Genomic DNA, 20291 nt, shown 5'->3' on the forward strand with positions numbered 1-20291 from the left:
GAAAACTCAACTGAGCTTATTCGGTATCCGGTTCGTCTTTTTGTACGTTAAGTAATTCAACGGTAAAAATCAGCGTTGAATTTGGTGGGATTTGACCATCACCCAATTCACGATCTCCATATGCAAGTTCAGACGGGATCACAAAACGGTACTTAGCACCTTCCTTCATCAACTGCAGACCTTCAGTCCAGCCCGGAATAACTCGGTTTAGCGGAAAAGATGTAGGCTCGCCACGTTCATAGGAGCTATCAAAAACTTCCCCATTAACCAACGTGCCTTCGTAATGAACTTCTACCATATCGGTTTCGGATGGACTAACACCGTCACCCTCTTTAAGAACTTCATACTGAAGACCTGAATCCGTTGTTTGAACACCTTCTTTTTTCGCGTTCTCGGCTAAATACGCTTTACCTTCTTCCGCCGCTTTCTTACCCAATACGTTTTGACGTTGCTCCATAACTTCTTTGCGCATAGTGTTCAGGATTTTTTCAGCTTCCTCATCACTTAACTGAGGATCACCTTTAACCGCATCCACAAAGCCAGCAATAACAATATCGCGTTCCAGCATGAAATCCGCTTCTTCCTGACGTTCTAAGTTACGTGCAATAAACCCGCCAACAGAAGAGCCTAGAGCGTAAGCCTGCTTGTCTTTGTCTGTTTTTAATTCCGTATCATTCGCCGGAAATTTTTCTTGTGAGCAGGCCGCCAGTACCAGCGCGATAGCTGAAATAGCTAACGGCTTCATCAGTTGTTTCATCGTTTTCTCCAATTATCGTCTTGCATCCTTTCGGACTATGCCATAATAGTGTTATCTAACAGAACCATACTACACAACCACAAGGAACTTGCCTATGCCTTTTCTTAAGCTCTGCGGTGCGTTTATTTTGCTGGTTGTAATTACCGGTTGCCAACCTGCACCGGAAAAGGTCAAGAAAACGATTCACGCTGAAAACGGCACCTACGCCGCTGATATTTCCGACGACGGAAACTATAGCCTAGTCTCTACAGATGAAACTGGTTTACTGCTGTGGCCACGTTATGCCACCAACGCCAAGTACCAATGGCAGCATAATGAAAACACCGTCTCTCAGATTATAGACGTTGATATTAGCGCCGACGGGGAAGTGGCGGTTGCAGCATCGCGTAAAGAATTCTCCATGTGGGATATTAATAACGGCGAAAATCTGGGGTTCTGGCAAATAGGTTCAGGCGAGATACAAAAGCTGGTGGTCAGTAAAAAAGGTGGAACGGTGGTGCTTGGAAAGCAAGACGGTACACAGGTTGCTTTCAACCCCGCCTCAGGTCGACGTATTGAATTTTATGGGCATACCGAAAGTATTAATGTTCTTGATATTTCGCCCAATGGTTTTTATGTTCTAAGCGGTTCAAACGACCATTCGGCTATTCTGTGGGATACCCGGAGCGGGCAAATTATGCACCGTTGGCCACTGGAAGGGCGGATCACACAGGTTGCTCTGCACCCTGATGGTCACTTCGCGTTTATCTCAGATGCAATCGATAATTCGATTATTCACTCACTACCCGATGGCGAAATTGCCTCAAAACTTAAATTCATAGAGCGCCATAAAATTTTTAGTGCTGCGCGTTTTAGCGCATCCGGTGATTATCTCATTACCGGCTCGCCATCACGTCAAATTGCAATCTGGGACACCTCGACAGGAGAAGAGCTCACGCACTGGCGGGTAGATTTACGCGACGGAGGACGTCCCAGCAACGCTGCGGTGTTAGCCGTCGTCTTTGATGAAAAACAGCAACAGGTCATTAGCGAGAGCTCTGCCGGTCTTGCTGAGTGGTGGAATATTGATTTAACAGGTAGTAAAGAATGACAGTAGAGAAGATAGAAGCACAATTAACTAATCTGGAAATGCAGTTAACATTCCAGGAAGACACTATTGATTCACTAAATAAACTAGTTACTGAGCAGACTCAGCAAATGAGTGAAATGCAAAAGCAAATTCGCTGGTTAGGAAAACGCCTAAAACAAATGCAGGAGAATCAGTCGACTGACTCAGATCCGGCAGACGAACCACCCCCTCCTCATTATTAAAGCGTTGGGTTTACCTTGACCTTAGCAAATCAGGTCAGTATAACAACTGTTCTTATTTAGTTTGCGAGAATGTTATGTCATCAAAGCACCCGATTATTGCCGTTACCGGTTCATCAGGAGCAGGAACAACCACCACAGGTCAGGCCGTACGCCATATCTTTCGTTCGTTAGATGTGAGTGCAGCGTTTGTGGAAGGTGACAGCTTTCATCGCTACTCCCGCCCTGAAATGGACTTGGCTATTCGCAAAGCTCAGGAACAGGGTCGTCATATCAGTTATTTTGGTGCCGAAGCCAACGACTTTGACCGGTTAGAATCGTTATTCCGCTCTTATTCGCAAACCGGCAACGGTAAAGTCCGTCGCTATTTACACAGCTTTGATGATGCGGTTCCTTATAACCAAATGCCCGGTACTTTCACGCCCTGGGAAGAACTGCCTGAAAGTACCGATGCACTTTTCTATGAGGGCTTGCATGGTGGTGTTTGCGGAGACGGCTACGATGTAACTCAATATGTTGATTTATTAATCGGTATGGTGCCCATTGTTAACCTTGAGTGGATCCAGAAATTAATTCGCGATACCTCGGAGCGGGGGCACTCACGTGAAGCGGTTACCACCAGCATTATTCGCGGCATGGAAGATTACATTCACCATATTGTTCCGCAGTTTTCGCGTACTCATATCAACTTCCAGAGAGTACCTACGGTTGATACGTCCAACCCTTTCAGCGCCAAGGATATTCCATCACTGGACGAGAGTTTTGTTGTTATTCGTTTTCGCGGTATTAAGAACGTCGACTTCCCATATTACCTGCAGATGATAGACGGCTCGTTTATGTCACGTACCAGCACCCTAGTTGTGCCCGGTGGGAAAATGGCCTTAGCCATGGAGCTTATTCTGACACCGCTGATTGAACAAATTATGGAAAGGAAAAACCAGGTTCGCCGTCAGGTTGACTGGATATCAAGTAAGTAACTACTCACCAACTAACCAGCGACTGTGAAAGTTGGCACCTTTATCCTGAGCCAGAGTCTTGCACAACACGGGTAACAGATGCTCGCTGTCCTGTACCACGCCATAAGGCGGATTAACCCAGAGAAAGCCACAGCCGTGAAGCCCTTTACGCTCATCATTGGTGCGTATATTCAGCTCCATGATCAGAGTCTTAGGCAGATCCGACAAAGCGCCAACGTCGCGATGAAAAGCCGCCGTTTTCAGCTCATCTTTAATGGGATACCAAACCGCAAAGCTGCCGCTTTTCCAGCGTTTTAAGCCCTGTTCAAGCGCGCTGACCACATCGTCAAACTCCGTGGTGTTTTCAAAAGGCGGGTCAATAAGTACCAAACCACGCTTTTCAGCCGGGGGCAGTTGCGCACGCACAGCCTGATAACCGTCCATAGGAGCCAGTATTTGCACTTGTTTGTGTCGCCCCAAGGGGGTGTTTTTAAGAGTCTCTGCGTCTTCTTTATGCAGTTCACAAACAACTAACCGGTCATTTTCGCGTAAAAATTCAGAAGTTATGACCGGTGAACCGGGGTAATACCGAAGCTTATCCTGCTCTTCGTTTAATTGACGCACGGTGCTTAAGTATGCGGCGGCTAAAGGCTCTTCAGCTGAGTGCTCAGCAAAACGAACAATGCCCTGCTCAGCTTCAGCAGTTCTTATTGCCTGATCGCCTTGCAAATCGTAGTAGCCGATACCACCGTGGGTATCGAGTACAAAGTAGGGCTTATTCTTTTGCTGAAAATACTCTAGCGCCCGCGCCAACAGCAAATGCTTAAAAACATCGGCAAAATTGCCAGCATGAAAAATGTGTCGATAATTCAAAGATCAGTCGTCTTGTTGAGGGGATTCAATACGGTAACTGTGGGTAATATTAACCGAAGCTTCCAGCATCTTAGCCACCGAACAGTACTTGTCGGCTGACAGTTTCACCGCACGCTCTACGTGCTTTTCGTTGATATCGGTGCCCACGACCACGAACTCCAGGTGAATGTCGGTAAAAACCTTTGGTACTGAATCGGCACGTGTCCCTGACAACTCACAATAGCAGCGCTGAAAGTTCTGCTTAGCTTTTTGCAATATGCTGACCACATCAACCGATGCGCAACTTCCCGCAGACATTAGCACCATTTCCATAGGGCTGGGCGCCTTGCCCGGGCTGTCACCATCCATAACCACTTGATGACCACTACCTGAGGTAGCCACAAAAGTCATGCCCTCTACCCAGGTGACCTTTGCATTCATGCTATTTGCTGACATTGAAGATCCTTGCTGAACTCAATAAAAGACTAAAGTCGGTAACTTTGCAGACGCTCATCGAAAAGGTTTTTTACCAGACCGACAAACTCGTTAATGAAGGCTTCCTGCTGCGGAGTCGGGTGTGTATCCAGAACTTTCGATAACACCTCTTCTAAATCGTAAACGATAGCATCCGTTTCCCGGACAATATCCAGCCGCACAGCCTCATCAAGCTCATTCTGCTCAAACACTGCCATCATGCTTTCTGACAAGCGCTCTTCCATAAAGTCGCGCAAAGTGTAATCCGCAGTTCTTGCGCTGCTACTTTGTTCAGTGAAGACCGGTAACTGACCTGTCAGGTACTGGATTAACTCAATGTATCCGTCTGTTTCAACTATCATCTGTTTCTCTTTGTCACGCGGCCAGGCAACCCATACGTTGCCCAGCCACTAAACTAGCACAGATTGCGATTAAAATTTAAGCCCTGGTGCTAAACTCTCAGGTAAGCTCATGCTGTCAGCTTCCACAGAGGCGACCGGATACGCGCAATAATCCGCCGCATAATACGCACTAGCGCGATGATTACCGCTTGCGCCAATACCACCAAAAGGTGCGGCACTGCTGGCACCAGTAATCGGCTTATTCCAATTCACAATACCTGCACGAATGTGTTTAAAGAAGTAACGATAGGTTTGTTCATCGTCACACAATACACCAGCAGACAAACCATAACGCGTGTTGTTCGCTTCTTTAATAGCCGCATCGATATCTTTAAAACGATACACTTTCAATAATGGTCCGAAATGCTCCTCGTCCGGTAAATCTTCAACTCCGGTTACATCCACAATACCCGGAGTGACAAAGCCTTTCTTCGAATCGGTCTGCTTCATACGAACTAATGACTTAGCTCCTTTATGTAACAGCTCATTCTGTGCATCGACCATTTCGCCCGCAGCTTTAGCAGAAATCATGGCACCCATGAATGGCTGTGGATCAGCTTCGTAGTCGTCGACCAGAATATTCTCAGTCACTTCAATGAGGCGTTCCAGTACAGCACGACCTTGCTCAGAATCTTCGATGAACAAGCGACGTGCACAAGTGCAGCGCTGACCAGAAGTGATGAAAGCCGATTGCACAATATTGTGTACCGCTGCATCAATATCAGCCACATTAGTCACCAATAATGGGTTATTACCGCCCATTTCCAGTGCCAGAATTTTATCCGGACGACCGCCAAACTGTTTGTGTAACAAATGGCCGGTGTTTGATGAGCCAGTGAAATACAGACCGTCAATTTGTGGATGCGCTGACAATGCTTTACCCGTATCAACTTCACCCTGAACCAGGTTGAGAACACCCGCTGGAATGCCTGCTTTTTCCCATAACTTCACGGTTTCCTGAGCCACCATAGGAGTCAGTTCGCTTGGCTTGAACACCACAGTGTTACCCGCAATAAGCGCCGGTACAATGTGCCCGTTAGGCAAATGCCCCGGGAAGTTATAAGGGCCATAAACAGCGACCACACCGTGCGGCTTGTGGCGGATAAAGGCTTTTGCGCCCGGCATGTCGTTTTCCACGGTACCGGTGCGTTCATGGTAAGCACGCTCGGAAATAGCCACTTTACCCATCATAGCGCCAACTTCGGTGCGAGTTTCCCAAACGGGTTTGCCGGTTTCTTTAGCCATGGTACGAGCCAAGTGCTCTTTATTTTCTTCCAGCAATTCAGAGAATTTTTGGCAAATAGCCAAGCGTTCTTCAACACTGCGACCAGACCAGTCCGGAAATGCCGCCCGTGCTGCCAGAATGGCCTTTTCAACCTGAGTTTCACTGGCAGCTTCGCCACTCCAGATAACTTCGTTTCGTGCTGGATCAATCGATTTGAACAACTGGCCTTCGCCAGCTTCCCAACAACCATCAATAAATTGAATACTGTTCGTCATACAAATACTCCTGCTTAGAGTGCAACAATGCGGGCTTCATCGCCGCTTTCTAAATGCATTGCCTGGGCTTGTTCTGTCGTCAATATGAGTTCGTCTGCACCTGCTGGTAAAGACAGTTTGGTTGCGCGGAAGTTCTTCAGTTGCGTGTTGCAGACAATATGAGGAATACCTTCATCTTCCGCTGTAGATCCGCTGACAGTTACCGTCACTAAACGACTGTTACGGACACTATTAAGATTACACACTTCGGCTTCAACCGTTGGCCCTGCGTCAAATATATCGACGAAGCCTCTGAACCGGAAACCTTCCGACTCCAGCAATTTCAGTGCCGGGCGGGTATTGTCGTGAACTTTACCGACAACCGCCTGCGCTTCCTTACTCAACAAGTTGGTATAAATAGGGAAGCGTGGCATCAATTCAGAAATAAAGACTTTATCACCAATGCCGCTTAAGTAATCGGCTTTAGGAAAGTCCATCGAGAAAAAGTTCTCTTCCAGCCAGTTCCAGAATGGCGAATCCCCATTTTCATCTGAAACACCGCGCATTTCGGCTATTACCCAGTCGCTGAAACGCTGTTTAAACTGCGCTAAAAACAGCATACGGAAACGAGATAAAGTACGTCCGTTCATATTGTGCCGGTAGGGTTCACGCAAAAATAGAGTGCATAGCTCAGAAACACCTGTGTAGTCATTACACAAGGTTAAGGTTTCCAGCGCATTATAAATATTAAGCTTTTCTGAATGATGCACAACTTTACCCAAACGGTAATGCCAGAAGGCTTCATTCAAACCCACCGCAGCTTCAATACCACTGACACCTGCAATAGTACCGGTTTCGGTATCTTCCATAACAAACAGGTAGCTTTCATCGCCCGGTGTTTCAACGGTGTCTTTAGCGAATGCTTTTTGCGCCGCATTAATGCGGCGCTCCAGCAGCGACTGGTCTACCGGTAAGGAAGTAAAACCATGACCGGATTCAATCGCGCACTGATATAACGCTTCGTAATCTGACGGCTTAATGGGTCTGATTAGCAACATAAAACAGCCTCAGTTATTGACCGACGACCTGAGCAACAGCTTTTTCAAAGCGCTGCAGGCCTTCTTTAATGTCTTCTTCAGAAATAACCAGTGACGGGGTAAAACGCACCACATTAGCACCGGCAATCAGTACCATCACGCCATGCTCTTGACCGGCCAGCAAGAAGTCGCGCGCACGCCCTTCGTACTCTTTATTCATTGCCGCGCCAAGTAATAAGCCCTGACCTCGAATTTCGCTGAACACGTTATATTTTTCGTTAATTGCGGCCAGTTGCTCTTTGAACCACTGCTCACGTTGCTTCACGCCGTCCAGCGTTTCTTTCGTATTCACAACATCAAATACCGCTTCTGATACAGCACATGCCAGTGGGTTACCGCCGTAAGTACTACCGTGAGTACCAGGTTTAAGATGCTCAGCAATTTCCGTTGTTGTCAGCATAGCGCCAATAGGGAAACCACCGCCTAAAGCCTTGGCTGAAGTCAGAATATCCGGCGTTACGCCCAGCTGTTCATAAGCATAGAGGCTACCGGTACGGCCAAAGCCTGTTTGTACTTCATCAAAAATCAATAACGCGTCGTTTTCATTACACAGTTCACGTACCGCCTTCACGAATTCCACGTCAGGGCTTACTACGCCGCCTTCACCTTGCAATGGCTCCATCATTACCGCGCAAGTTTTGTCGGAAATCAGTTCCTTAAGCGCGTCGATGTTGTTGTAATCCACATGCTCAATAGCACCAGGTTTTGGACCAAAACCGTCAGAGTAGGCTGGCTGGCCACCCACGGTTACGGTAAAGAAGGTGCGTCCGTGGAAACCTTTGGTAAAAGCAATAATTTGTTGCTTATGCTCACCGTGCTTTTCAATTGCCCAGCGACGCGCCAACTTTAATGCCGCTTCGTTGGCTTCAGCACCTGAGTTAGCGTAGTAAACGCGATCAGCAAAGGTGGCTTCGGTTAATTTCTTCGCCAGACGAATTGCCGGTTCGTTGGTAAAAACATTACTTAGATGCCACAACTTCTGGCTCTGTTCCTGTAGGGCTGACACCATCGCTGGGTGGCAATGACCAAGACAGTTCACAGCGATACCACCGGCAAAGTCGACATACTCACGACCTTCTTGATCCCAAACACGAGCACCTTCTCCTTTAACTGGAATCATCGATGCCGGGTTGTAGTTTGGAACCATTACATCATTAAACATTTCACGGTTTACTGTCTTATTGTCTGTCATTACTCTCGTCCTTATCGCCTTAGCGAGTTAACAAAGGTGTCAACAAATTCATCTCTAAAAGTAGCCGGCTATTATGCCAAAATTTGTGCAGTTTGTCTGTGATAATTCGGTTATAAATCCCTAATCCCGAGGGTTTACGCTTTTCTTGCATAAGATACGAATAGTTATGCTAATGCATACTGAAACCATGAATCTTTAGTCATTATTTTTTAGGTCACGAAAATGTTTTCTCCGAATTAACATTTAAGTACGCAGAATTACATTGATCTTTAACTGGTGTTAATTTAGCCTGACTTATTGAATAAATGTTCGGCAACAGAAGACGTTATGGAAAATCAGACTCCGCCCCTGAACGCCTCATCTCAACCACAGTTAAAGCTTACCTACTTACGTCCGGGCGACGTAATTGATGTTGAGTTTTCTTCGGCGACCAAGGTGCGCACCAAGCTTCAGGTTGTGGGCTTTGATACCGGTAACTATTTATTGTTAAAACAGCCGAATCCACGCACTGACGGCAGCTATGCCGATGTGTTATATGAAGGCAACCCGGTTATTGTTCGCTTGGTTTTAGAGGGAGAAGCGGGTGAATGCCTGGCGTTTAAAACAAAGATCCGGGCCGTCTCAAATATCCCGTTCAGGTTGCTGTATCTGGATTATCCCAAAGAAATTGAGAATCGCGCACTACGCGCACAGCGGAGGGTTCGAACACACATTCCAGTCGATGTTACTGCTGACGGCAGCCAGACTAACACTAAAAAGAAATTGGCCAGTGGTGTTATCGTCGATATCTCTTCTGCCGGGTGTCGAATTGTGTTTAAGGCGCAGAACCAGACAGGTAATGTCACTCATATGAATATAAAAATCAGTATTGGCTCGGGTTCTCAGAAAGAGCCTCTGACTCTTTCAGGTCAAATTATGAATCAGCGCAAAGAGCATGGAATGATAAGTGTTGGCGTGCGCTTCACTGACGAGGAAGCGCATATCGGTAAAGTGTTCGAGCATTTATTAATCGACACCGAGTTTGAGTGCTGACCTCTCTATTCCGGCACGACAATTGGCGGGCGTTTTAAGCTCACATTGTGCAAGCGAGCAACAGTTTCTGACGTTATTGAATGCTTATTGAGTAGATGTTTACCCTCTTCCAGACTGGCAAGGTCCACTTCCCGCAGCATTCTGAATTCGCAATAAGCATTAGCTTGGGCTAAGGCTTCCGCGTATTCAGATTCATAGCCTTTGTCTTTCGTTTTGCTTTGCGTAAAAGCCAATAAGTGTTTGCTTACCGGAACACGCTTTAACCCCCAGCCTTCAGCAACCAGATAGCTCACGTCTTTATCCTTTTCCAGCATTAAGTCGCGTAGAAAGCGTTCGTCCGGAGTTAAAGTGACAATAGTATTGTGGCGCTCGGGTGACTTATCGTTAACGCTTTGCATAGCGAATTCGCGCTGCACATCATCAAATAAACGCAAATACAGCTTGGTTAAGGCAATTTTTCCCAGCTCATGGAACATACCAATGGTATAGGCTAGAACCGGATCTCGCAGGTTACGCTCTACCGCAATATTGTGTGCAGCAATAGCCGTACCCAGCGAATGCTCCCAAATTTTGCGGCGGAATAAGGTGAAGGGTTGCGTTGCCGGCGGCAGCCAGTTTTGCATAATATAAGCGGGAGCCAGCAGGCGTAGGTTTTCGGTGCCCACAAAGCTCATGGCTACCCTAAGGTTATCAATTTTCACCTGCTTATTCCGATCAATAAACGGTGGTTGATTGACCGTACGGATTAACCCCGTATGAAACCAGTCCATACCTTGCACAACGGACTCAATCCGGCGCATAGAAGCGGCTTTCATGCTAAGCGTATCGAGCAATTCAGGTAGCTTTTCAGGTAGTGGGATCAAGCGCTCGCGAATGTAGTCACCATCTTCGATGGTTTTCAACGCACGATGATAAATCTCTTCATGCAATTCATCAGAAATACGATCGGCGTACCGTTGGCGCGCCTGCGCTTTACGATCGCGCTCTTCGTAATTGAGACGCTCAACTTCTAAAAGCTTACGTCGCTGTTCATGCTCTTCGTCGTCGGTACCATCTTCTTTTGAGCGAGTTTTACGCGCAAACGGGAAGCTTATCAGATAGTTGATAAAGCGTTTTTCTAAGCGCAGGGCGGGATCATTACTACCGCCTTCTGTGGTACCCGCAAAAAAGTGGAACATGTTACCTCGGTATTATCTGAACTGCGGCAGTATTATGTTGAATAAGCAGAGAAAATACTACTTACTGATTATCGTATATAACGTAAAAAATTCGCTAACAGATTATGTCCTTGTGCTGTCATCACAGACTCGGGATGAAACTGAACACCAAACAGCGGCAAATGCCGGTGCCTTATTGCCATAATCTCGCGCTGACCTTTTTCGGTTTCTGTATCGGCATCAATGACAAAATCTGTTGATAAGCTTTCAGGAGAAACAACAAGGGAATGGTAACGGGTCACTTCTAATGGGTTATTCAGCTGTCGGAAAAGTCCTTCGCCGGAGTGTTTAATCACACTGGTTTTTCCATGCATAACTTTTTCTGCCCGAACAACGTTTGCACCAAAAACCTGTGCCAATGCCTGATGACCAAGACACACACCTAATATTGGCAGCTTAGTCTGAAAGTGCTCAATAGCAGCTAAAGATATTCCCGACTCGTTGGGAGTACAGGGGCCAGGTGATATAACAAGTGCTTGCGGCGCTAACTGCTCTATGTCGGTAAGGGTTAATTCATTATTCCTGAAAACACTAACGTCTTCGCCTAATTCCCGAAAGTAGCGTGCAAGGTTGTGAGTAAATGAATCAAAGTTATCAATTAAAACAATCATACTGCTAGGACAACCGCTCACTCAGCCAGTCTTTAAAATGGACGGGGCGGGCAAAGTAGAAGCCCTGCAATAAGTCAGCGCCATTTTCTTTCAGAAATTTAACCTGAGTTTCAGTTTCTACGCCTTCTGCTACCGAGGAAACCGATAGAGATTTAGTCATATTCAGCATAGCCAGTAGCAGACCCATATGTTTGTCATTCACTTCCGCCAGTTGAACAAACTCCCGGTCTATTTTTAGCTCGCCTATTGGCAGTTGCTGAATGCGCATGAAATTAGAATACCCAGTCCCAAAGTCATCAATAGAAAAAACGACGCCGAGCCCGGCAAGCCGCGACATTGTTTGCTCGACTATTTCAGGGTCAGCTAACAGTAAGTTTTCGGTAATTTCAATGGTCAGTTGATTCAGCGGCGCATCCTGTTCGGTAAATATTTTCTGTACCGTCTCGACATAGTCGTCTTGTAAAAACTCAATTGGACTGACATTCACCGCTATACGATCGTTAAGCCCTTTATCGCTCAGCTGCCGCACAACGAAAGCGACCTGACTCAACAATTCTTTAGCCATAGGAATAATCAGCTTAAAACGCTCCGCAATCGGGATAAATTGATCTGGAGGAATGATTTCTCCGGCTTCGTTGCGCCAACGCATTAGAGCCTCTGCACCACGAACAACACCGTTGGTATCCACTTTAGACTGCAACCAGCATTCGAACTGCCCTTTACCCAAAGACGCTCGTAAGGCCACTTCGGTTTCGGCATCGGTTACAACCGAGTTGGATATTTCAGCTCGGTGTACCGCAACTTTATCCCGGCCGCTATGTCGTGCATTAGACGTTGCCGTATCGGCCTGTGACAGCAGTCCGGAAGCATTTTCATCACCTCCACTTAAACTGACACCGACACTTGCGGTGAGATAATGCGTCTGGAATGCCGTTTTAAACGGCTCGCGCAGTACGCTATGAAGCTCATCAATAATAGCCAGACTGGTCTCGGTAGAGTCCTGCATAACCCCCACCCAAAATCTGTCACCAAGATCTCTCGCTATCCAGCCCGAATCGCCAATAGTTTTTCTCATTCGCTGTGCAATTAACTGAATAACACGGTCACCTTCCTCGTGTCCGTGAATTGTATTAACGCGATTAAAGTAGTCAATATTAACGGCAGCGACAGCAATGGGTAACTGACTTTCAATACGTTTCTCAACCAGATCAAGAAAACGATGACGATTTGGCAACCCCGTTTGCTCATCGAAGTTTGCTAAATATTCAAGCTTACGGGCATTTTCTTTTTGTTCGGTAATATCCCGTATAATGCCAACATATTGCGTTTCACCAGAATGCGTTATCTCGGTTACCGCCAAATCGATAGGAAACACTTCTCCAGTTTTGCGCTTAGCCTGAACTTCACGGCCAATACCAATAATGCGGGCGCGGCCTGTTTTTTGATAAGCACTAATATAACGGTCATGTTCACGGGCATAGGGTTCGGGCATTAACACACTGACATTTTTACCCTTCACTTCAGCGGCGCTGTAACCGAACATGCGTTCAGCCGGCACACTAAAGTTAATAATCATGCCGTTATTGTCGATGGTAATAACTGCATCCAGTAAATTGTCCAGTGTGCTGCGTAAGGTGTTGGCTTGCTCTTGCAACTGCTGCAAACGGTACTTTTTAACCGTAATATCCTGAATGGCACCAAACAGTGCCATGTCACCATTTTTCAGCGTTCGGGTAATGCCCGTAATAGCAACCCAGTGAATTATTCCGCTTCTGTCTTTAAGACAGCTTTCTGCCGACCAGCTATGGTGATTTTGAAAGCTTTGCTCGACCAGGTGCTCAATATTTTCACGGTATTCAGGAAGGTGAAACGCCATTGCCTGTTCATAAGTAATGGGTTCATCCTGGGCTACACCATGAATTTCTCGTAACTGAGGGCTCCAATATAAATCTCCGGACGCGGGTTCATACCAAAAGCTGCCAATGTTAGCCATGGTTTCAACACTGGTTAGCAACTCCTTTTCGCGCTGTTCCGGAGATTTATCCACCATAGTTAAATTTATCCCGGGTAAGGTACAAAACCTACCGCTTTATAAACATCTGACAAAGTTTTTGCTGAGGCTTCACGTGCCTTATCAGCGCCTTGTTTCATAACCTGTTGCAAAAATGCCTGATCATTACGCATTGCGTGATACCTCTGCTGTATCGGTTCCAGCATGGCAACCACAGATTCCGCCACATCCACCTTTAGATGCCCGTACATTTTGTCTTCGTACTCAGGTACCAGCTCGTCTATCGACTTACCTGTGGCAGCTGACATAATGCTAAGCAAATTCGAGACGCCCGGCTTTTCTTCCTGATTAAAGTAAATGCGCGCCTGCTCATCAGAGTCGGTAACGGCTTTCTTAATTTTCTTCAGAATCTTCTTCGGCTCTTCCAGCAAGCCGACAAAATTATTTGGATTATCGTCCGACTTTGACATTTTCTTAGTCGGTTCCTGCAGTGACATCACCCGCGCCCCGACTTTTGGAATCATTGGTTCCGGAATCGTAAAAATATCGCCATACAAGTTATTAAAACGCTCAGCAACATTACGCGTCATTTCCAGGTGCTGCTTCTGGTCATCGCCCACCGGCACTTCATTCGCCTGGTACAACAGAATGTCTGCCGCCATTAACGCCGGATAAGTGAACAAACCCGCATTAATATTACTAGCGTGACGCTGAGACTTATCCTTAAACTGCGTCATGCGGTTTAGCTCGCCCATTTGCGTGTAGCAGTTAAGCACCCAGGCTAATTGAGAATGTTCCGGCACATGCGACTGAATAAACACCGTACTTTTTGCCGGGTCAAGGCCACAAGCCAGGTACAAAGCCAGTCCATCAAGAGTTGCTTGCTGCAGTTTCTCGGCGTCCTGGCGTACAGTAATGGCGTGCTGATCAACCAACATAAACTTGCAGTCGTGAGTGTCCTGCATCTTAACCCACTGACGTAATGCGCCAATATAATTACCAATAGACAACTGTCCCGACGGCTGACAACCACTTAACACAATTGGTTTCGACATTACTGTTTCCTCTAAGAACCTGTTACCGCAGCGATTTCATCGCGCATTGTCTGGATGACACTGGCGTAATCATCCGCATTAAAAATAGCTGAACCAGCAACGAACATGTCCGCGCCAGCTTCTGCAATTTCACCAATATTTGAAACCTTAACACCACCATCCACTTCCAGGCGTATGTCGCGGCCACTTGCTTTAATTCGTTTACGCACCGCTCTGAGCTTATCAAGCGTTGACGGAATAAAAGACTGTCCACCAAAACCTGGGTTAACCGACATCAGTAAAATGACATCCACTTTGTCCATAACATGATCAAGGTAATGCAGCGGTGTTGCAGGGTTTAACACTAAACCCGCCTGGCAACCCTGTTCGTGAATAAGCTGTAAAGTCCGGTCAACATGGTCGGATGCTTCCGGGTGGAAAGTAATGATAGAAGCCCCGGCTTCGGCAAAGTCTGGAATAATACGGTCAACAGGCTTAACCATTAAATGCACGTCAATTGGCGCTTCAATTCCGTAATCACGTAACGCTTTGCATACCATAGGACCTATCGTCAGGTTAGGCACGTAGTGGTTATCCATTACGTCAAAATGCACGACATCGGCACCAGCGTTCAATACCGCGTCAACTTCCTCACCTAACCGCGCGAAGTCCGCGGACAGTATCGACGGTGCAATTAGTGGTTTCATTGTTCGTTTTCCTGACCTATTTCAAAATGATGCTTATTGTAGCAGTTAACCCATGACAAAAAAATTCGCAATGATGACTAGAATTTTTACAAAATCGCTGATAAATTAGTCAATCAAGACTTGAGAGGGACTTTCATGCGATTACTAACAATAATAACATCACTAGCATTAGCTGCGTTTACTGCGCTTGCTATCGTGAGTCCTTCCTCGCTCGTTGCTCAGCAAAACCCCACTCAGCGCTGCCAGCAGCTTGTCACTGAAATAGAACCCAGTAACACCTCTGTTGAGTGTCAGTTAGCTGCCGAGCAAGTGACATGGTTTAGCTGGTTAAAAGGCAACAGCCGGTCCGTACAATTTCACTTCTTCGACTTGATTGAGTTAATCTCGAGTTCAAGCGACAGCAACAAAAAACATTATCAAAACGAATACACTGATTAATGTCTGAATCTACCGAAAATAAAACCTCTAAACCAGGTGTCTTTAGTATGGTTATGAGTGTGTTGGCGGCATTTTTGGGTGTGCAAACAGAAAAAAACCGCCAACGAGACTTCCAGCATGGTAGCCCGAAAGCCTACATCATCATTGGTGTTATTCTTACCATTCTATTCGTGTTTGGTTTAATTGGTCTCGTTAACCTGGTCCTGGCTACCGCGGCCTGATGCAATAGCATCAGGCAGCTATGCCGCTATGACGTAACAAAGCTTCGGCATTCGGTTCGCGACCACGAAATTCCTGGAATAAATCTGCGGCTTTACGGCTGCCACCACGTTCCAGAATGACATGTAAAAAGTCGCGCCCGGTTGTAGCGTTAAATATGCCCTCTTCTTCAAAGCGCGCAAACGCATCAGACGACAGCACTTCAGCCCATTTGTAACTGTAATAACCTGCCGCATAGCCGCCAGCAAAGATATGACCAAAGCTATGCTGAAAACGGTTGTACTCCGGTGGAATACGTACCGAAGTTTGCTGACGCACTTCACTCAGAATTTCACTAATACGCGCACCCGTGTTTTCGTCAAACTCGTGGTGAATGCGCATATCAAACAGCGAGAACTCCAATTGACGCATCATTTGCATAGCCGACTGATAATTGCGCGCAGCCAGCATTTTTTCCAGAAGCTCCTGCGGCAGCGGTTCACCGGTTTCATAGTGTCCGGATATTAATGCCAGCGCTTCCGGTTCCCAGCACCAGTTTTCCAGGAATTGACTGGGCAGCTCAACAGCGTCCCATTCAACACCGTTAATACCAGACAAACCAGCGGTATCGACCTGAGTTAACATGTGGTGCAAGCCATGACCGAATTCATGGAATAATGTCAGCACTTCATCGTGAGTAAAGAGTGCAGGCTTACCACCCACCGGCTTGCTAAAATTACAGGTTAAAAAGGCCACCGGGTTTTGCAATTCGCCATCGGCGTGCACTCTGCGGCCGACAAAATCCGCCATCCAGGCGCCTCCTCGCTTGCCTGAACGCGCGTAGAGATCCAGGTAGAAGCTGCCACGCAAATGTCCGTCGGCATCGTGAATGCGGAAGAAACGCACATTCTCATGCCAGGTTTTTACGTCTTTTTGCTCGCTAACCGTCATGCCAAACAGGCGCTTAACCACCTCAAACAAACCGTTTAGCACTTGTTGCTCAGGAAAGTAAGGGCGTAATAATTCATCGGAAATAGAGTAGCGCTGCTGCTTTAACTGCTCACTAAAGTAAGGAACATCCCAGGCTTCCATTTTCTCCACGCCTTGCTCTGCCGCAAAGGTTTCAATTTCAGCATACTCGGCTTTCGCCTGTGCTTTAGACTTATTGGCAAGATCCTGCACAAAACCTAATACCTGCTCCGGCGACTCAGCCATTTTCGTCGCCAGTGACATTTCAGCAAAGTCGTTAAAACCTAACAGCTCCGACATTTCATGACGCAAAGCCAAAGTTTCGTTCATAACCTCAGAGTTATCGAACTCCCCGCCATTAGGTCCAGTTTCCGACGCGCGGGTCACAAAAGCCTGGTACATTTCTTTACGCAGCTCCCGGTCTTCGGCGTACAACATGACCGGCAGATAACTTGGAATATCTAAAGTGAACAACCAGCCTTCTGTTTCCTGGTCTGCTGCGGTTTCTTTTGCAGCTTCTTTGATGCTTTCCGGCAAGCCAGCCAGGCGGCTTTCATCGGTAATCAGGCAAGTCCATGCGTGGGTGGCATCCAGCAAGTTGTTGCTGAAGGTTGAAGACAAGTCAGACAGCCGCGATGAAATTTCAGCATAACGTTTCTTTTTGTCTTCGGGTAAATCCACACCCGACAAACGAAAATCACGTAAGGTGTCGTTAATGAGTTTTTGCTGAGCTTCGGTCAAACTGTCGAACTCGTCACTTTCACGCAGTGCCTGATAAGCGTCAAACAAGCCTTTGTGCTGTCCTACATAGGTTGCGTAGTCCGACAACAATGGCAGGCAACTGTCATGCGCTTCACGCAGTTCTGATGTGCTTACTACCGAGTTCAAATGCGAAACTGGCGCCCAGACATGCTCAAGCTTTTCATCCGCATCGGTCAAAGGTTCAATCAAACCATTCCAGCTAAAATCACCACGTTCCAGCACGTCATCAATGGTTTTTCGAGCATGCTTTATGCACTCTTCAACAGCGGGTTGAATATGTTCGGGTTTAATTTGCTCAAAGTCCGGAAGATGGCTCTGTTCTAATAGCGGGTTATGGCTCATTTTTACCTCAATTTTTCAAAATGCTTACAATGGATATTGGGGCTTTGCGCTAGTCTTCAACCACGCTTATGTGGTTTCCTGCGTTTTTTGCGGTATTATCAGTTCGTTAATAAATCAGAATAAAGGTAAATGTCATGTCTGACACCTCTTTTCGATCTTTACGCTTATTGGCCGGATTAACGGCCATTATCACCTTAAGTGCCTGTAGTAACTTGGGTGGACAATCCACTGCGGACTCCGATAAAGCTGACGTAACAGGTGTTAGCCAGCTGACAGCGGAGAAAATATTCGCCAGTGATACCTTCAATATTGACCGCCCGGCTCCAACTCGCTGGCTTGAAGACGGCTCAGGTTATACGACTTTAGAGCAGTCCAACTCGGCAGATGGCCGCGATATTGTTCGTTATCATCCTGAAACCAACGAACGCACGGTTTTAGTCAGTGCTGAACAGCTTACCCCTAAAGGTAAAAGCAAAGCGCTGGATATTGCCAATTACGTCTGGTCAGACGATGGCGACAAAGTACTCATTTTCACCAATACCAAGCGTTCGTGGCGTACCCATACTCTGGGCGACTACTGGGTGCTGAACCTCAACAACAACGAATTACGCCAACTGGGTGGTAATGCGCCTGAGTCGACTTTGCAGTTTGCTAAGTTTAATCCGCAAGGTACAAAAGTCGCGTTCGTTATGCAGAACAACATTTACGTGCAGGATCTTAGCAGCTTCACTGTCAGCGCGCTGACCAGCGACGGCAACGACACTATCGTTAACGGTACCTTCGACTGGGTTAACGAAGAAGAGTTTTTCCTGCGCGATGGTTTTCGCTGGAGCCCGGATGGGCAGCACATTGCGTACTGGCAGCTGGACACCGAAGGCACGCCGGTATTCACCATGATCAATAACACCGACGAACTCTACCCAACGTTAAAAGAATTCCCTTACCCGAAAGTGGGTGAAACTAACGCGGCTATGCGCATTGGCGTTATGCCGGCCGGTGGCGGCCAGACAAAATGGATGGATATTCCCGGTGACCCTCGCCAGCATTACCTGGTGCGCATGAACTGGGCTGGCAACAGCGAAAAACTGTTAATTCAGCAACTGACCCGCAAACAGCACATTAATCGCGCTTTTATCAGCGATATTGAAACCGGTCGCAGTCAGGAGCTGTTACGCGAAAGCACCGACTCGTGGGCCGAATATGTCGACGACATTCACTTTTTAAATGATGGTCGCGAATTTACTTGGTTAAGCGAACGCAGCGGTTATCGCCATATCTATCGCGTGCATCGTGATACCGGCAGAACCACAGCGATTACCCGCGGTAATTGGGACGTGGTTGAAGTGCTGCGGGTAAACGAAGAAAACGGCTGGGTCTATTTTATTGCTTCACCGGAAACACCTCTGGAGCGTTATCTGTTCCGCGCCAGCTTAGACGGCAGCGGCCGCTTAGAACGTCTGACCCCGGACATGGAGGGCACCCACAGTTACAGCATTTCGCAAGACGCCAAATACGCTGAACATACCTTTAGTTCGGTTAACCAGGTTCCGGTTACTAATATGATTTCACTGCCGGATCATGAAGTTATTCGCACGGTGGTTGACAATAACGAGGTACAGCAAGCGGTTGAGCAGGTGCAGAAACAACCAGTTGAGTTTTTCCGGGTGGAAGCTCGTGACGGGTTAGAGCTGGACGGCTACATTATGAAGCCGACTGACTTCGACCCCAGCAAAGAATACCCCATTTTGTTCTACGTTTACGGCGAACCCTGGGGGCAGACAGTGGCCAACCGCTGGGGCGGCTCATTGTATTTATGGCACACCATGCTGACACAGCAGGGCTATATTGTTGCGTCTATTGATAACCGCGGCACCAAATCACCACGCGGCTTTGACTGGCGCCGTTCTATTTACAAGAACCTGGGCGTTGTTACCGTACGCGACCAATACGATGCGCTACAACAAATGCTGGAACGCTGGGACTTCATTGATGAAAACCGCGTAGGCATTTGGGGACACAGCGGCGGAGGTTCACAAACGCTGAATGCTCTGTTCCGTTACCCGGACAGCTACCACATGGGTATGGCGCTGGCACCGGTACCCGATTTAACGCTGTACGACACCATTTATCAGGAACGTTACTCCGGCTTACTGCCTGAGTCAGCCGAGCGTTATAAAGAAACCTCTGCCATTACTCACGCTGAAAACCTCGAAGGCGACTTACTGTTAGTGCATGGTACGGGCGACGACAACGTTCACTTTCAGGGCAGCGAGCGCCTGGTCAATGAGCTCATTAAACACGGTAAGCAGTTTGAGTTTTTTGCCTACCCGAACCGCTCTCATGGTATTTACGAAGGTGAAGGTACAACCCTTCATTTACGCACCATGATGACCGAGTTTGTGAAAGAGAACTTACCTGCCGGCGAACGCCCGTCATCTGAGTAATGAACTGATC

The 20291-nt window shown here is 47.2% G+C and carries 20 protein-coding genes; 7 read left to right on the forward strand and 13 right to left on the reverse strand.

Going from position 1 to position 20291, the window contains the following annotated elements:
• Nucleotides 1-16: 16 nt before the first annotated feature.
• Nucleotides 17-757 carry an FKBP-type peptidyl-prolyl cis-trans isomerase gene (fkpA, locus tag B2U97_RS12865; protein ID WP_011235535.1) on the reverse strand — a complete coding sequence of 247 codons (741 nt, stop codon included), beginning with the start codon at nt 755-757 and terminating at the stop codon, nt 17-19.
• Nucleotides 758-851: 94 nt separating this feature from the next.
• Between fkpA and B2U97_RS12870 the strand changes: the two genes are divergently transcribed.
• The 3 genes from B2U97_RS12870 (at nt 852) to B2U97_RS12880 (ending at nt 3042) form a co-directional block, all read left to right on the forward strand.
• Nucleotides 852-1847 carry a WD40 repeat domain-containing protein gene (locus B2U97_RS12870; protein WP_110013396.1) on the forward strand — a complete coding sequence of 332 codons (996 nt, stop codon included), beginning with the start codon at nt 852-854 and terminating at the stop codon, nt 1845-1847.
• Nucleotides 1844-2068, forward strand: coding sequence for a SlyX family protein (locus B2U97_RS12875; protein ID WP_011235537.1), 225 nt, complete (start codon nt 1844-1846; stop codon nt 2066-2068). The genes B2U97_RS12870 and B2U97_RS12875 overlap by 4 nt, the downstream gene beginning before the upstream one ends.
• A 74-nt stretch (nt 2069-2142) precedes the next feature.
• Nucleotides 2143-3042: a phosphoribulokinase gene (locus B2U97_RS12880; protein ID WP_011235538.1), complete on the forward strand. Its 900-nt coding sequence runs from the start codon at nt 2143-2145 to the stop codon at nt 3040-3042.
• Here the strand turns inward: B2U97_RS12880 and B2U97_RS12885 are convergent, their stop codons facing one another.
• The 6 genes from B2U97_RS12885 to B2U97_RS12910 form a co-directional block, all read right to left on the reverse strand.
• Complete coding sequence (locus B2U97_RS12885; protein ID WP_011235539.1) at nt 3043-3894, reverse strand: 23S rRNA (adenine(2030)-N(6))-methyltransferase RlmJ; 852 nt, start codon at nt 3892-3894, stop codon at nt 3043-3045. It lies immediately after the preceding gene.
• A gap of 3 nt (nt 3895-3897) precedes the next feature.
• Entirely contained in the window at nt 3898-4314 is a 417-nt protein-coding gene (locus B2U97_RS12890; protein WP_196803391.1) for an OsmC family protein, read from the reverse strand.
• Nucleotides 4315-4358: 44 nt separating this feature from the next.
• A complete protein-coding gene (locus B2U97_RS12895) occupies nt 4359-4709 on the reverse strand; it encodes a DUF3802 family protein (protein WP_011235541.1) in 351 nt (116 codons plus the stop codon).
• A gap of 69 nt (nt 4710-4778) precedes the next feature.
• Entirely contained in the window at nt 4779-6248 is a 1470-nt protein-coding gene (gene astD / locus B2U97_RS12900; protein ID WP_110013400.1) for a succinylglutamate-semialdehyde dehydrogenase, read from the reverse strand.
• 14 nt (nt 6249-6262) lie between these two features.
• Nucleotides 6263-7285: an arginine N-succinyltransferase gene (gene astA, locus B2U97_RS12905; protein WP_110013401.1), complete on the reverse strand. Its 1023-nt coding sequence runs from the start codon at nt 7283-7285 to the stop codon at nt 6263-6265.
• A 13-nt stretch (nt 7286-7298) separates the two neighbouring features.
• Nucleotides 7299-8516, reverse strand: a complete 1218-nt coding sequence (locus tag B2U97_RS12910) for an aspartate aminotransferase family protein (protein ID WP_011235544.1) — start codon at nt 8514-8516, stop codon at nt 7299-7301.
• Between the two features lie 327 nt (nt 8517-8843).
• On the opposite strand from B2U97_RS12910, the gene B2U97_RS12915 reads away from it, so the two are divergent.
• Nucleotides 8844-9548, forward strand: coding sequence for a flagellar brake domain-containing protein (locus B2U97_RS12915; RefSeq protein ID WP_034822618.1), 705 nt, complete (start codon nt 8844-8846; stop codon nt 9546-9548).
• Between the two features lie 5 nt (nt 9549-9553).
• On the opposite strand, the gene B2U97_RS12920 is transcribed toward B2U97_RS12915, so the two are convergent.
• From B2U97_RS12920 to rpe, 5 genes are all read right to left on the reverse strand, one after another.
• Entirely contained in the window at nt 9554-10726 is a 1173-nt protein-coding gene (locus tag B2U97_RS12920; RefSeq protein WP_011235546.1) for an HDOD domain-containing protein, read from the reverse strand.
• A gap of 68 nt (nt 10727-10794) precedes the next feature.
• On the reverse strand, nt 10795-11376 hold the full coding sequence (locus B2U97_RS12925; protein WP_272989261.1) for an anthranilate synthase component II: 582 nt from the start codon (nt 11374-11376) through the stop codon (nt 10795-10797).
• 4 nt (nt 11377-11380) lie between these two features.
• On the reverse strand, nt 11381-13426 hold the full coding sequence (locus B2U97_RS12930) for a sensor domain-containing protein (RefSeq protein WP_286823622.1): 2046 nt from the start codon (nt 13424-13426) through the stop codon (nt 11381-11383).
• Nucleotides 13427-13434: 8 nt separating this feature from the next.
• The gene (trpS, locus tag B2U97_RS12935) at nt 13435-14442 is read right to left on the reverse strand and encodes a tryptophan--tRNA ligase (RefSeq protein WP_034822624.1); all 1008 of its coding nucleotides are present in this window, start codon (nt 14440-14442) and stop codon (nt 13435-13437) included.
• 11 nt (nt 14443-14453) lie between these two features.
• Complete coding sequence (rpe, locus tag B2U97_RS12940; RefSeq protein WP_034822626.1) at nt 14454-15128, reverse strand: ribulose-phosphate 3-epimerase; 675 nt, start codon at nt 15126-15128, stop codon at nt 14454-14456.
• 135 nt (nt 15129-15263) lie between these two features.
• Here rpe and B2U97_RS12945 point away from each other — a divergent pair, with 135 nt between their 5' ends.
• The gene (locus tag B2U97_RS12945; protein WP_110013406.1) at nt 15264-15566 is read left to right on the forward strand and encodes a hypothetical protein; all 303 of its coding nucleotides are present in this window, start codon (nt 15264-15266) and stop codon (nt 15564-15566) included.
• Nucleotides 15566-15787, forward strand: coding sequence for a DUF2970 domain-containing protein (locus B2U97_RS12950; RefSeq protein WP_011235552.1), 222 nt, complete (start codon nt 15566-15568; stop codon nt 15785-15787). Before B2U97_RS12945 ends, B2U97_RS12950 begins: the two co-directional genes overlap by 1 nt.
• A gap of 10 nt (nt 15788-15797) precedes the next feature.
• Here B2U97_RS12950 and prlC read toward each other — a convergent pair whose 3' ends face one another.
• A complete protein-coding gene (gene prlC, locus B2U97_RS12955) occupies nt 15798-17837 on the reverse strand; it encodes an oligopeptidase A (RefSeq protein ID WP_272991070.1) in 2040 nt (679 codons plus the stop codon).
• A gap of 134 nt (nt 17838-17971) precedes the next feature.
• Here prlC and B2U97_RS12960 point away from each other — a divergent pair, with 134 nt between their 5' ends.
• Nucleotides 17972-20281 carry a S9 family peptidase gene (locus B2U97_RS12960; RefSeq protein ID WP_286823616.1) on the forward strand — a complete coding sequence of 770 codons (2310 nt, stop codon included), beginning with the start codon at nt 17972-17974 and terminating at the stop codon, nt 20279-20281.
• Nucleotides 20282-20291 lie beyond the last annotated feature (10 nt).

The organism is Idiomarina sp. UBA3176 (genome assembly GCF_002364295.1).
Classification (GTDB): domain Bacteria; phylum Pseudomonadota; class Gammaproteobacteria; order Enterobacterales; family Alteromonadaceae; genus Idiomarina; species Idiomarina loihiensis.

What these genes read in the sequence shown, in the direction of transcription:
- fkpA (WP_011235535.1), bottom strand. Translation starts at nt 757, where the DNA reads ATGAAACAACTGATGAAGCCGTTAGCTATTTCAGCTATCGCGCTGGTA.
- B2U97_RS12870 (WP_110013396.1), top strand. Translation starts at nt 852, where the DNA reads ATGCCTTTTCTTAAGCTCTGCGGTGCGTTTATTTTGCTGGTTGTAATT.
- B2U97_RS12875 (WP_011235537.1), top strand. Translation starts at nt 1,844, where the DNA reads ATGACAGTAGAGAAGATAGAAGCACAATTAACTAATCTGGAAATGCAG.
- B2U97_RS12880 (WP_011235538.1), top strand. Translation starts at nt 2,143, where the DNA reads ATGTCATCAAAGCACCCGATTATTGCCGTTACCGGTTCATCAGGAGCA.
- B2U97_RS12890 (WP_196803391.1), bottom strand. Translation starts at nt 4,314, where the DNA reads ATGAATGCAAAGGTCACCTGGGTAGAGGGCATGACTTTTGTGGCTACC.
- B2U97_RS12895 (WP_011235541.1), bottom strand. Translation starts at nt 4,709, where the DNA reads ATGATAGTTGAAACAGACGGATACATTGAGTTAATCCAGTACCTGACA.
- astD (WP_110013400.1), bottom strand. Translation starts at nt 6,248, where the DNA reads ATGACGAACAGTATTCAATTTATTGATGGTTGTTGGGAAGCTGGCGAA.
- astA (WP_110013401.1), bottom strand. Translation starts at nt 7,285, where the DNA reads ATGTTGCTAATCAGACCCATTAAGCCGTCAGATTACGAAGCGTTATAT.
- B2U97_RS12910 (WP_011235544.1), bottom strand. Translation starts at nt 8,516, where the DNA reads ATGACAGACAATAAGACAGTAAACCGTGAAATGTTTAATGATGTAATG.
- B2U97_RS12915 (WP_034822618.1), top strand. Translation starts at nt 8,844, where the DNA reads ATGGAAAATCAGACTCCGCCCCTGAACGCCTCATCTCAACCACAGTTA.
- B2U97_RS12920 (WP_011235546.1), bottom strand. Translation starts at nt 10,726, where the DNA reads ATGTTCCACTTTTTTGCGGGTACCACAGAAGGCGGTAGTAATGATCCC.
- B2U97_RS12925 (WP_272989261.1), bottom strand. Translation starts at nt 11,376, where the DNA reads ATGATTGTTTTAATTGATAACTTTGATTCATTTACTCACAACCTTGCA.
- B2U97_RS12930 (WP_286823622.1), bottom strand. Translation starts at nt 13,426, where the DNA reads ATGGTGGATAAATCTCCGGAACAGCGCGAAAAGGAGTTGCTAACCAGT.
- trpS (WP_034822624.1), bottom strand. Translation starts at nt 14,442, where the DNA reads ATGTCGAAACCAATTGTGTTAAGTGGTTGTCAGCCGTCGGGACAGTTG.
- rpe (WP_034822626.1), bottom strand. Translation starts at nt 15,128, where the DNA reads ATGAAACCACTAATTGCACCGTCGATACTGTCCGCGGACTTCGCGCGG.
- B2U97_RS12945 (WP_110013406.1), top strand. Translation starts at nt 15,264, where the DNA reads ATGCGATTACTAACAATAATAACATCACTAGCATTAGCTGCGTTTACT.
- B2U97_RS12950 (WP_011235552.1), top strand. Translation starts at nt 15,566, where the DNA reads ATGTCTGAATCTACCGAAAATAAAACCTCTAAACCAGGTGTCTTTAGT.
- prlC (WP_272991070.1), bottom strand. Translation starts at nt 17,837, where the DNA reads ATGAGCCATAACCCGCTATTAGAACAGAGCCATCTTCCGGACTTTGAG.
- B2U97_RS12960 (WP_286823616.1), top strand. Translation starts at nt 17,972, where the DNA reads ATGTCTGACACCTCTTTTCGATCTTTACGCTTATTGGCCGGATTAACG.